Source organism: Sphingopyxis sp. Geo25, assembly GCF_949769135.1.
Lineage (GTDB): Bacteria > Pseudomonadota > Alphaproteobacteria > Sphingomonadales > Sphingomonadaceae > Sphingopyxis.
Window position 1 is genome coordinate 1 of record NZ_CATKOZ010000001.1, and the last position, 11,271, is coordinate 11,271.

At 60.4% G+C, this 11,271-nt stretch carries 11 protein-coding genes; 5 read left to right on the plus strand and 6 right to left on the minus strand.

Annotation, left to right across the window (positions count from 1 at the left end; translation table 11 throughout):
• Window positions 1-935: 935 nt before the first annotated feature.
• The 3 genes from QOL68_RS00005 to QOL68_RS00015 form a co-directional block, all read right to left on the minus strand.
• Window positions 936-1,403 carry an OsmC family protein gene (locus QOL68_RS00005; protein ID WP_282945770.1) on the minus strand — a complete coding sequence of 156 codons (468 nt, stop codon included), beginning with the start codon at window positions 1,401-1,403 and terminating at the stop codon, window positions 936-938.
• 117 nt (window positions 1,404-1,520) lie between these two features.
• The gene (locus QOL68_RS00010) at window positions 1,521-3,722 is read right to left on the minus strand and encodes an esterase/lipase family protein (RefSeq protein WP_282945772.1); all 2,202 of its coding nucleotides are present in this window, start codon (window positions 3,720-3,722) and stop codon (window positions 1,521-1,523) included.
• A 152-nt stretch (window positions 3,723-3,874) separates the two neighbouring features.
• Window positions 3,875-4,084 carry a hypothetical protein gene (locus QOL68_RS00015; protein ID WP_282945774.1) on the minus strand — a complete coding sequence of 70 codons (210 nt, stop codon included), beginning with the start codon at window positions 4,082-4,084 and terminating at the stop codon, window positions 3,875-3,877.
• 554 nt (window positions 4,085-4,638) lie between these two features.
• Between QOL68_RS00015 and QOL68_RS00020 the strand changes: the two genes are divergently transcribed.
• Complete coding sequence (locus QOL68_RS00020) at window positions 4,639-5,799, plus strand: hypothetical protein (RefSeq protein ID WP_282945776.1); 1,161 nt, start codon at window positions 4,639-4,641, stop codon at window positions 5,797-5,799.
• Window positions 5,800-5,877: 78 nt separating this feature from the next.
• Window positions 5,878-6,537, plus strand: coding sequence for a hypothetical protein (locus QOL68_RS00025; RefSeq protein ID WP_282945778.1), 660 nt, complete (start codon window positions 5,878-5,880; stop codon window positions 6,535-6,537).
• A 48-nt stretch (window positions 6,538-6,585) separates the two neighbouring features.
• On the opposite strand, the gene QOL68_RS00030 is transcribed toward QOL68_RS00025, so the two are convergent.
• The gene (locus QOL68_RS00030; RefSeq protein WP_282945780.1) at window positions 6,586-6,984 is read right to left on the minus strand and encodes a hypothetical protein; all 399 of its coding nucleotides are present in this window, start codon (window positions 6,982-6,984) and stop codon (window positions 6,586-6,588) included.
• Window positions 6,985-7,571: 587 nt separating this feature from the next.
• Between QOL68_RS00030 and QOL68_RS00035 the strand changes: the two genes are divergently transcribed.
• The gene (locus QOL68_RS00035) at window positions 7,572-7,718 is read left to right on the plus strand and encodes a hypothetical protein (RefSeq protein WP_282945782.1); all 147 of its coding nucleotides are present in this window, start codon (window positions 7,572-7,574) and stop codon (window positions 7,716-7,718) included.
• A 58-nt stretch (window positions 7,719-7,776) separates the two neighbouring features.
• Here the strand turns inward: QOL68_RS00035 and QOL68_RS00040 are convergent, their stop codons facing one another.
• Together QOL68_RS00040 and QOL68_RS00045 are read right to left on the minus strand one after the other, a co-directional pair.
• A complete protein-coding gene (locus QOL68_RS00040; RefSeq protein ID WP_282945784.1) occupies window positions 7,777-7,932 on the minus strand; it encodes a hypothetical protein in 156 nt (51 codons plus the stop codon).
• Window positions 7,933-8,078: 146 nt separating this feature from the next.
• Window positions 8,079-9,059, minus strand: a complete 981-nt coding sequence (locus tag QOL68_RS00045; RefSeq protein ID WP_282945786.1) for an aspartyl protease family protein — start codon at window positions 9,057-9,059, stop codon at window positions 8,079-8,081.
• 282 nt (window positions 9,060-9,341) lie between these two features.
• On the opposite strand from QOL68_RS00045, the gene QOL68_RS00050 reads away from it, so the two are divergent.
• Both QOL68_RS00050 and QOL68_RS00055 read left to right on the plus strand, forming a co-directional pair.
• A complete protein-coding gene (locus tag QOL68_RS00050; protein ID WP_282945789.1) occupies window positions 9,342-10,454 on the plus strand; it encodes a sensor histidine kinase in 1,113 nt (370 codons plus the stop codon).
• The gene (locus QOL68_RS00055) at window positions 10,451-11,197 is read left to right on the plus strand and encodes a LytR/AlgR family response regulator transcription factor (RefSeq protein ID WP_282945791.1); all 747 of its coding nucleotides are present in this window, start codon (window positions 10,451-10,453) and stop codon (window positions 11,195-11,197) included. Before QOL68_RS00050 ends, QOL68_RS00055 begins: the two co-directional genes overlap by 4 nt.
• The last annotated feature ends 74 nt before the right edge of the window (window positions 11,198-11,271 follow it).

Consider the following 11,271-nt stretch of genomic DNA (forward strand, 5'->3'; position numbering starts at 1 on the left):
GCTCTCTTTGTTTGGTCCCCAAAAGCGGACGGTCTCCAACCCGGCCAAGCCCCGCCATTTTTAGCATGCGCCCTAGGACTACAGTTGGTCTAGATCGGCCAGACGAATGGCGCCACGACGGCCAGCAAGATCGACGCAATCACGTGACTTGCCGTCTTCGTGCGAACTGGGTCGGATAACCAGTTGCTCGCTTTGCTCCCAGCAATGACAATCGACAGGGGAATGAGCGCAAATCAAGGTCGTGATACGCAATGACAGCGACCGGCCGGGGTGGTTAGCTTGCGCAGGCCGATCCCTCCAACGCCACCGAAAGCACGCGAGCGGATTCGGGACGAAAGTTTTGCATGGCTGTCTCCCGAAAGTGGGCGACTGCCAGCATTGGGCCAGCCGATGTGTCGCCATTCCTCGCGACTGGATGCCGCTGCCAATTAATGAGCGAACATATGGGTCGACGCCCTACATTTGCTATGAAACCGGATGATCGTGAGACATGGTACTGACGCATCGACAAAAGCGGACGCCAGCGCGACGAACGGGCCAGGGGGCGAGCCGCTAGAATTTGTTCCCGAACGCGGGCTGGAGGAAGGTCGCGGATGTGCATGAATAATCTGCCCGGGGTTAGGCAGCTACTCCAGCGACTGCATCGAAATGCGTGAATCTACAATGCGCGTCGGGGTATGGAGTAGCACTTGGTCAAGCGCCGCCTCGGCCCATTCGATCTCGCGGATGAGCGCGGCGTTCGCCGCAGCCGACTTCGGCCTGAATCGCTTCTTTGGGTATTTCCGTCGACAGGAGGCGCGCGATTTGGTCAAACGCATCGCGCATTGCCCGCAGCCGTCGCGCGCGCTCGACGAACTAGCATTCACTGTGGAAAAATACCGCCTTCCCTTAGCCGGGGCAGCGGGATTTCGTGCCGTCCCCTTTCTCCGAGGCTCTTACTGCGCAACAGAAATTACGGGCTCGTAGGCGATCGGGAAATTGACCGAGCGTGCAATGAAACAGACGCTGTGAATGCGGCCGTGAAGTTCGGCGGCCATGTTGAGATCGCAATCAGCGCGCACGATAATATTAGGACGCAGTACAGCAGATATGAACCGACCTGCGCCACCGGGCATAACTTCGCCGATTCCGAGCGGCTCGTCTTCATAAGCCAGCACCATGATCCCGGCATCGGAGGCATAATGAAGATACCAAAGCATATGGCATGCTGAGAGCGATGAGAGCAAAAGATCTTCGGGATTCATCTTTCCCGCGTCTCCGCCCAAAAGCGGGTCATTCGAGCAATGGATTACGCGCTTTCCGGGCACCGAGATATCCCACGTACGGGCATAGCTTTCGTAGTCAGCGGTTCCCGCGCCGGTGTTCCCTGTCCACACGATATGGGAAGAGTAGGAAGATTGCATATGGTCTCCAAAATGCGGCGGTTAATCTGATGGCGTGATCGATCGCCGGATTGATTGACGATATTCTCTTCCGGGTGGATCATTTCCGCAAAGGTTGGATCGATGTGGTGGGAGAGGTCAAACCGGCCGAGCCCAAGTGGCGATCACGACCTCGCGCTCGAACTCGCCGTCATTCTCGAGTCGAAGTGTCCAACGTCCTTCCGCGATGGGACGATCGACCAGAAGCGAGCGGAATATTTGCGCTGCCTCGGGCGTTCGCGCTTCATTCTTGGCAGACACGACACCGGATTCGTCGATCAACATCGCCGAAATGTCGGGTGCAGCGGTGAAGGTCACCCCGAGATTGCGGGCCCGTTTGACCGGGATCGAAATCTCCATTGCGCTTTGGGGAGCAATCCTTACGATCTTAGTGAAGCTCTCCTCGGCAACGGCGGAATCGTCGAAAGTCAGTAACATCATCCTTGCGGGTGGCGCTGGGGGTCCGGCTGGTAAAGAGCTGCCGGAACCTGGATTCTTGCCAGGGCCGGTGGCAATGCGCGGCTTGACAAAATCCGAGAAGACCTTGGCGCTAATCATGTCGGTGTGAAGTACCGATGCCTGCTCATTGTCTTCGATCGTCCAGATCGCCGAAGGAACCGCAACTACGCCGTCGTTGGCGCTCAGCATATAGCACACCGGATACATTGGGTTGCCCGCGAGGACGGAGAATTCTACCCCCTTTCGTTCAGTGTTCACCGAATTGAATTTCTCGACGACGCTCGGTCGCAGTTCGCGGAGCGCTTCCATCGATCGGCCAGCCAGCTCAAGCGGTGCGCTAATGAGGTCCGCACAGCGGCTGCCCATATTGGGCGTGCCAAGCATCACGAGCCGGGACACCTGCGGCTTGCCGTCGGCGTAGCTCGGCATCAGCGCGTGAACATAGCGCCGGCTGATGAGGCCGCCCATCGAATGGGCGACGATGTCGACATGCCAGGCGTTGCGATCCTTTTGGGCATATTCGATGTAGCGCCCGAGTTCGTCGGCATTTTGCGCTATCGTGTTGGTTGGACCGGTGTTGCCGATCTCTTCGCCGGTCTTCATCCGCCCGTATTCAGGCTTCTCGCCGACGGGAAAGGCCTTCCAGTCGAAGCTATGGCTTGTGGTGAGGTAATTCTGCCAGCTCTGCCAGGCCGTCCAGTTCGACCAAAGACCGTGCGCAAGTATCATGGGCTTCGGCGCGATCTTCAGATTGCGCGTGAGATCGTCGACCTTCTTCCCATCATTCTCGACCTCCGCCTTGATCCGCTGAAGGAACCGCGGGCGGCCATCGTCAAACCAGGAAAAGCCGGAACTGTCCCATTGCAAAAGAACTTCCCGCTCCTCGCCGGGCGGGACGGTCACTGATACCTCGCCCAAGAGACCGTCGGGTCGCGATCCGTTCCACTTGTCGCCCTTATAAGTGTCGCGGAACTTGACGGTCGTAGCCTTCTCGTCCGGGCCATCGTTGGCGACGATCGCTTTGAGGCGCACGATGTTGCCGTCGATCGTGCCGACCTGTTCGGCAATTTCGTGCCAATCTTCCCATGTCGGAAATCGCATATGCTCGAACTTGAGGTCGGCAAGGCGCAAATCGCCCCCACAGCGCCGCAGGGTCCAGCTTAGTGCTTCGGTGACCCCGAAAGATGACACGCTATGGCTACCGGACAGCCGATTGGGATCGCCCGCCGGGACGCGGTCGTTGCCACTGCTGGAAAAGCGCACGCCGTCGATCGTCGACGGCATGTCCGGGGTCTTTAGACTCCTTCCTTCCTTGGGTTTGCATTGCCCGCTGTAGCTCGACGATTCAGACCCCGACATCATGCCTTGCACCTCCGGGAGCCCGACGCTGACCCGGTAGGTTCCATCCATGTCTAGGCCGATATGGACGTCGGCCTCGAGATTACTGCCACTGCCCCTTGTCTGCGTCTTCGAGACAAAGTGGCCCGACATTTGCCGCACCGTCCGCTCGTGCGGGCAAACCATTAGATCATTTGCACTTTTCGTCTCGGTCGAAACCGAGCTCATTTCGATATTCGCGCGCCCGAGACTGAAGTCGCTGCTAGGCGCTGGACGGACCGAGACCTGCGCCGCATAGTTATAGGCCATCGACCAGTCGGTCGTTTCGTGCCCCTTTCCGGAGATGCGCTGCTGCGTCTTAGTGTTGGCATTGGATTGCGTGCGCGTATAGCGAATGGTCCCCGCCCACCCGCGATCGCACTGATCGGCCGCGATCGCCGGACCCGCCGCGCTCGCTAGCATCGCGCCTATCATGAGCGCGGGTGTCGACCGTTTGATTGTCATTCCGTATCTCCGTGGGGACGAACCGCAGCTTGACGCGCGCACGCCCGATCTCGTTGGCTGAGTTATGCGAGCGGTCAGGCGAGAGATTTTGGCGCTGCTAAAGAATGCAAGTCTTCATCTGCCGGCGGCGATCCGCCGCCGGCAGATGAATGTCACGCTTCCGGCTTCGCTTCGGCCTTCGTGCGTGCTTCCGGCTTTGCCTCGGCTTTGGCGCGAGTCTCGGGCTTCGCTTCCGCTTTCGCGCGCGCCTCGGGCTTGGCTTCAGCCTTGGCGCGCGCCTCGGGCTTTGCCTCGGCCTTTGCGAAGCCCGGCGAGGGGAGGCCGAGTGCGATTACGGCGGCCAGAAAGGGCAGTTTGCTCATATACTCTCCATCATCTAAATCGCAGCGCCTGCGAGATGTCTCTGTCATCTCCCGTCATCGCCGCGTCCGGATTTTGAGAACATTTTTGACCGCTTGCCGCAATTTCGCTGCCGGGGCGGACTGCGGTGCGACCTAACCCGCTATTGTCGACAAAATGCGACGGCTGGTCGACAAAATATATCGCCGCGACGGTCAAAAAAGGGGGGCAGCCGATCGGTCAGGGCGGCCTTCTCCTGGAGCGCGGCCTTGCGAGGATGGGAAGCTTGCCACCCAGCCTGCCGCTCAGTTCGAACCCGATCATCAAAGCCAGATGGCCGCAGTCTCCGCTTTGCCGGTTTGAAAACGCTTCTCGTCGTGCCGGATCGTTCCCGACGACACAGAGTCGATGTTGGTCGCATCCTGCTGGAGTTCTCGATGGCGCCCGGGGAGGTTAGCCGGGGCAACCACAATAGGCGCTCGCATTTGAGTCGGGCCTGGGTGGCGCCAAGCCCCGTGCTGCGGTTGTGCGGCAGCGATTTAGAGCCGCGGTGGCAGCGGCATGCAGGACGTGAATTATGAGAAAGCGGTTCTTCCTGGGCCTTACGCTGGGTGTAAGCGCAGTTGCTGGCTCGGCCTTTGCACAGCAGGGGCAAAAGCCCCAGGATGAAGCTATTTATTGGATGTCGGCCGAAACCGTCTCCGGCATGGCGACGGGCCGCCCGTCCGGCGTAGAGAAGGCCCTTCTACTCCAGCTCGGCTCGACGCGGCGCGATCCCGCGCCAAGTGCGAGCCATCTGCCGCCCGAAGGTCTCCTTGCCGGTAAAAGGCTGCCGCTTGTCACGCCCGGAACCGGAGTGCCGACCGGCGAGGGTCGCCCCGAATACCCGACCAGGGCCAAAGAAAAGCCCAAGGGACGCATCGCGCTCTATTGGGGCTGCGGTGAGACGGTCGCATCCGGTCAGCCGGTCATTGTCGACCTCGCGGCGACAAGCGGCGCGGCGGCGGCTCAACTCGCATCGCCTGCGAATGTGAGAGCAATGTCACCCCCATCCGCGGCTACTCACGCCACCTATGGGGAATGGGCTGGCGACAGTGGTGGACGGCGATTGCCGCGCGCAGGATCGCTAGTCGGCGATCACAAGATAGAGGGTAGCTATACCCCGGACATCAGGTTTACGGTCGCGGCCGCGAGCGACTTTTTGCCCGCCCTTTCTCCACGAATCAAGGCGCAGCCGTCTGGTTCCTCGAAGGTCAGCTGGTCGCCGATTGTCGGCGCGCGCGGGTACATCCTGTCGGTCACCAGCGCCCGCGACGATGGAACACTCATCATGTGGACCTCAAGCGCCGTGCGGATGCCAGCTTTGGCCCTACCCGATTACATGGCTCAACCCGATATCGCGCAGCTTGTTCAGCAAGGGATTCTTCTCTCCCCATCGGCAGCCGATTGTTCAATCCCTGCCGCCGTTAGCAAGTCGTCCGGATCTGCGATGCTGATGATGACTGCCTACGGTTCCGAGAGCGATTATCGCGCTCCCCCGTCGGTGACCGCCGGATGGGCCGTGAAGCTGCGGACAAAGGCGACTCACATAAGTGTTCTCGGCATAGATATGCCGTCGATGGCGCCCGGTGGTGAACAAGATGCACCCGACATAACCAATGGCGAGGAGGGGAAGCCACGGAAGAGGCGCGGACTCCTTCGCGGTGTCGTCGGAGGAGCGCTGGGGCTTCCCGGCTGAGCTTGCTCCTTCTCGGCGAAGTCGGCGGGACGGCTGAAACGGCATTTATGGCCTACCCTATGGAACCAGGAGATTTCTATGAGGCATCTGCTTTTCGTTTCGCTCCTTGCGGTGACAGGCGTGGCGCTCAACCAGCCCGCCCAAGCCCAAGGGCTTTTCAAACGCCTTGCAGAGCGCGCGATACAGAAAGCCGAGCAGAAGGCCGATGAGGCTGTCGATGCGGTGCTGCAAGGCTCGCAAGGCGCGGAGCCGGAAACCGGGCAAGCGGAAATCGAGCAGGCGCCGCTTGCGCCAATGATCCCGCCTCGCGCCGGAAAGAGCGCCGAACCGCAGCGTAGCAAAGCCGCGCGCTTTGTCGACGACATTCCGGTTCCCGCGGATATCGAGAAGAGCAAGGCCGAGTATGACCGGTTTGGCCAAGCCGATTGCCATGACTGCGAAGGCGGGGTGCAGCTCGATGGCCGGCCGACCTTTTCTCACGATCAGTTTAGCGGACAGTATAACGAGCGGGCGGCGCGGGCGGGCAATTGGCCGGTGGGGTATGTTCATCGCTGGCAGGGCCAGGCGGCGAATGGCGCGCTCACAGTTAAGTCGGAGGAAAGAATGGAAGCTTTCCGCTGCCGGCGCCTCGAATATCGGCTGACGAAGGGCAGCACCTCAGTCAGCCGACCGGGACTTATCTGTTTTGGATTGGCAAACAGCTCGTCCGAAGTCGAGAAGTGGCATGAGGTTTATTGACAGCGGCCAACGGCCCCGGCTCGACAAACCTTATTTTGATCCGCGGCCTTATCGACGCCTTTCCGCCTCGAGTTCGTATATCCAGCGCTCAAGTGCCTCCAGATTTGTCATATCTCCGTCAAAGATATGTTCGGGCCGATAGGGGCCGAGGTCGCCGAGACCGATCGTAACTTTCTGTAGGGTCGAAAAGGTTCGTAGCCCTGAAGGCAGAATGATCTGGCGGACCTCCATGTAGCGGCTCGACATATCGGTCACTTCGCCGACATGAATGGCCGCAAATCGAAGAAAAAGATCGGCCGCGAGGAGACAGGAACTGAAGCAGCTGCGGTCGGCCAGCAGATAGATTTGCGGATTGCTCGAAGGGGCCGGCAGCGGGGATGCGGGCGAAGCGCTTTGCGCGCATGCGGGCAAGGCGGGCGCGAAGGTGCGGCCCTCTTCAAGGGCCAATCTCGCATCGCGGGCAGGGGCGGCGAGCTCGGCCTTCTTCGGCGGCGCTCCAAGGTTTGCGGCGGACTTCTCGATCTACGCGAGGTTTCCCGGCGAAGCGCGCGAATATGATCCTGAACATCGGCCAGAAGGGCGCCTTGTTCTGGCTAGGTTGCCAGCCCCCACCAAGGCGCGAGCGATCCGCTCGGTAAAGGCGGAGTCGCCCCCCCTCGTTTCCCCTAAGGTCGATGACCAGGAACGCTGACCGGCGCATTGCTTCGCGTGCTGCTTCTATTTTCTCTACCAAGGGCTCGATATCACTTCCCAGGCTGCCAAGCGCGATCCAGTATTCCTGCCCGACCTTTCTTATTTCTAACCCAGCCTTGGCTACCGAGTTTGCCCCCTCAAGGCGTGGTTGAAGATCATGATAATCTGCTTGGCGCCATTGCAGGATGACAGAGATATGGGGCGAGGCAAGCGCTGCGAAGTCGCAGCTTCGCAAGGAAAGGATTGCCTTCGTCGAGCAATAACCAAGACGCCCCGGCCGACAATTGCGCTTCGGTCCGATTATCCCCACGAAATAGGGTGATCCGGCTGGTCGCCCAAGCTTGAGCCTCTTCGCCGTCACCACTAAGCAGTTCGAGGCCGCGAAGGTCGGGCTCATCGCGGCTGCGATCATGCTCGGCGACAACCCAGCGGCCGCCGCGACGAACAAGAATGATGCCCGCCGAGCGGAGCCGCCTTGGCTCCGCTAAGGCTTTGGTCCAGATATGGCCGTCGCGAAGGTCAGCCGCAATTCCCTCGACCAGCGCATTATAAGCCTTGGAATGTATCGACCTTCTCCGCTCGCGCGTCCGCGCGTTCGCGCGCGATGGTGAGGCGTGCCAGGAAATCGGTGTCGCCAAGTTCTGCCGCCGCTCCGGGATGATTGTCGGCGATCGGCGATGAGAGTAAGCGCGGCGTCGGCATCGCGCTTGGCCAGCTCGCGCCATGGATGCGCGTCGCCGGGTTGCGCCGAGAGCGTGTCTGTCGCCGCAACGATGGCAAGTATCGCACAAATGAGCTCCCGCCCTCTGGTTTTCGGCATCTTTATCGACCTGGGCGACATCGATCGGTCATCTCGGCGTATTGGCCGTGGAAATGGGAGGCGAGATATGCAGACGAAGCGCAGGATGATCGATCAATATCCGCCGATCGGCGAAGAAATCGATTCCGAGGATGATCGCAGGCTCGCCCTTCTTGTAGCCGAGGACATCGAACACCGAGAGGTCGGCGATCCGCACTTCGCGGCCGGGCAGAATTTCGTCTCCGATAGCAATATCGCGTAGCTTCACCTTGTAGCTGGCCGTCCCATGGCTCGAAGCCCCTTTCACATCGCTACCTTTCAGAAGACCTGGATCTTCGGGGGTGATCCCGATCGAACGGGCGGCGGCCCAGTTCAGTATCGTGCCGCGCGCACCGGTATCGAGCACGGCTGGAACCTCAATGCCGTTGACCTTGATTGTCAGTCGCGGCGCGCGCTGTGCATCAAGGGTGAAGGGCAACTGCGCAGCATAGCCAGCAAGCATCGACGGGTCGGCCTGCTTTGCCATTCGCCATTTGCGCGCAGGAAGATTCATCTCGATCGCATAGTCCGCGATGAGATCCGCACCCAAAATGCCGTCCACTCCGAGATTGTCGACTGGTCCAGGCGGAAGAAGGAGCAGCTCCTTATTTTCGAAGAGCAAACCCGCGGTCTCGATCCGTCTGACCGGCGCCAACTCGACATCGACCGCGCCAGAGGCCCCATTGAGCGGCGTCGCCGCCTTTTTCGCGGCAAGATTGGGCATTTCGGCACGGAGGCGCGGTGCGATCGTTGTCATGCTGGCAGCCGTATCGATTACAAATCGCTTAGGGGCCAAACCATCGAGCCGAATTTCGGCAACGGGGTGCCCAGACGGCAGGATTTCGAGGGGCGCGTAAGCGGCGGATGCCGATTCAGACCCATCAGGGTTCGACGTGTGGCCGCGCGCGTCGGCGATCGCAAGAGCTGCCAGAACGCCGAATATTACCAGCCCATGCCGATACCGAGGGCGCGAAAATCGTATGCTGCTCATTCTCTAAACTCCCGATGAAACGTAACGAATGATCCGGATCTAGGGAGGGCAATGCTTTTGACGCTAATTGTTTTCGATGAGGCCGGACAGTCATCCGTTCTGCCGGATCTTTCGCGACGAGACCGGACCTCGCGTCGACAAAAAGGGCCGACGCGATGCGCTGCTTAGAGCGAGTACGTCTAACCCAAGCCTTCACTATAACGACCAACATCGACCAGGCTGCGACGAAGATGGACGCGTCCGCGAGGCTTTTTCGCTATGGAGCTCTCTAAGAGGTGAAAGATGACGGCACAGGGAATTTCTCAGATCCGGCCTGCAATGGCGCTAGCTATCGGAACCTGGTCGCTCATGTATCTTTTGAACTTGACCCTGTATTTTCTTGCTGCCGGCCCGCCGCCGTCGCAATTTGTGACGTCGACGGCTATGGTCTGCATCCTGGGAATGCTGTTCTCGACGCTCCTCTATTTTATTGCGCGACGGGTAAGCGAGTGTACGGCGCTGGGACGCGGCGTGGTCTTGACCCTCGCGGTCGTGATTCTTGCGGGGATTCTCGCCTTTATCGACGCAAGCGGTGCGATACAGATAGGTGACGCCATACAGGGTTCGAAACGGAGCCTGTCGGTTTCTGCGCAAGCGGTGAACAATTTCGCCATCATGGTCTGGCAATTCGGATTGCTGGCCGCCGCATATGCGATGCTTGAAGCCTATCGCGTTGCACAGGATCGCCTCCACCAGCTAGCCGACGCGCGTCAGCAAGCCATCGAAGCCGAAGGAGCGGCGACCGCCGCCCGTCTTGCCGCATTGCGTTATCAACTCAATCCGCATTTTCTCTTCAATACGATGAACTCCATCTCCTCGCTCGTCGTAACGCGGCGCAACCGGGAGGCCGAAGAAATGCTGGCACGGCTTTCGGAGTTTCTGCGCGCAACGCTCGCCGGCGATCCGAACGAGCTGGTCTCGATCGACGCCGAGTTGTCGACGCTGCAGACATATCTTGAAGTGGAAAGCCTGCGCTTTGGTGACAGGCTGGCCGTCGAGGTTAACTGCCCGCCCGAGTTGCGCGAAGCGCTTTTGCCCGGCTTTCTCCTTCAGCCGCTGGTGGAAAATGCCATCAAACATGGCGTCGCCCCTAGCCGCCACCCCGTCAATCTTCGCATCGCGGTTCGCGCGGAGACGCCGCACCGGTTGTCCATTGCAGTCAGCGACGACGCCAGCCGCGTCGGAGACAGCAAACGAGGCACGGGTACGGGCGTTGGCCACGCGAATGTGCGGGAGCGTCTGCGGGTCCTATATGGCTCCGAAGCCGCGCTCGATGCGGGTACACGCGATGATGGTTATACGGCCGCCATCTGCTTGCCGCTGACCATGTCGCGACAGGGCGAGCCTGTCTCGTGACAATTCGTCTTCTCATCGTCGACGATGAGCAGCTCGCAATCGACCGCCTCGTCGAATACTGCCGCGATATCGAAGGCGTCGAGGTCGTCGGAAGCGCGCGCGACAGCGCCGAGGCCGAGGCAGCGATCGCCGCGCTGGCGCCCGATCTTATCACCCTCGATATCCAGATGCCCGGGAGAAGCGGAATGGCGCTTGCTGCGGCGCTCCCGATCGAGGACCGTCCCGAAATCATTTTCATCACCGCGTTCGAACATTATGCGCCCGACGCTTTTGAAGTCGAAGCCGCAGATTATCTGCTCAAGCCAGTGCGCTTCGACCGCCTGCGCCAGGCGATCCGGCGCGCCGAGCGGCGGCGGGACGAGCGCAAGGCGGCAAGCCGGGCCGGTCTGGCAACCGAGCTGTCTCCCTATCAGGATGCGGTATGGGTTTCGGTGAAGGGCGCGACCTTGCGACTCCCGGTATCGGCCATCGACTGGATAGAAGCCGCCCGTGACTATGTCCTGCTGCACACCGCGACGCGCAGTTACATCTACCGCAGCTCCATGTCCGCCCTTGAGGCGGCGATCGATCCCGCAGAGCTTCTCCGCGTCCATCGATCCAATTTCGTCCGCCTCTCGCTCGTCGACAGCGTTGAACGCCTCGGCAAGGGCTTGATCGCGCTCCAGCTTCGAGACGGGGCGATCATCTCGGTGGGGCCGAATTATACGCAGGATGTCCTGCGGTATCTGGGGCTGCCGCACTAGCGGCTCCGGGCATTTTCATCGATGCGAAATCCCTGTTTGTCGCAGGGCCAGAGCTTTGACGACGGAGGAGCGGG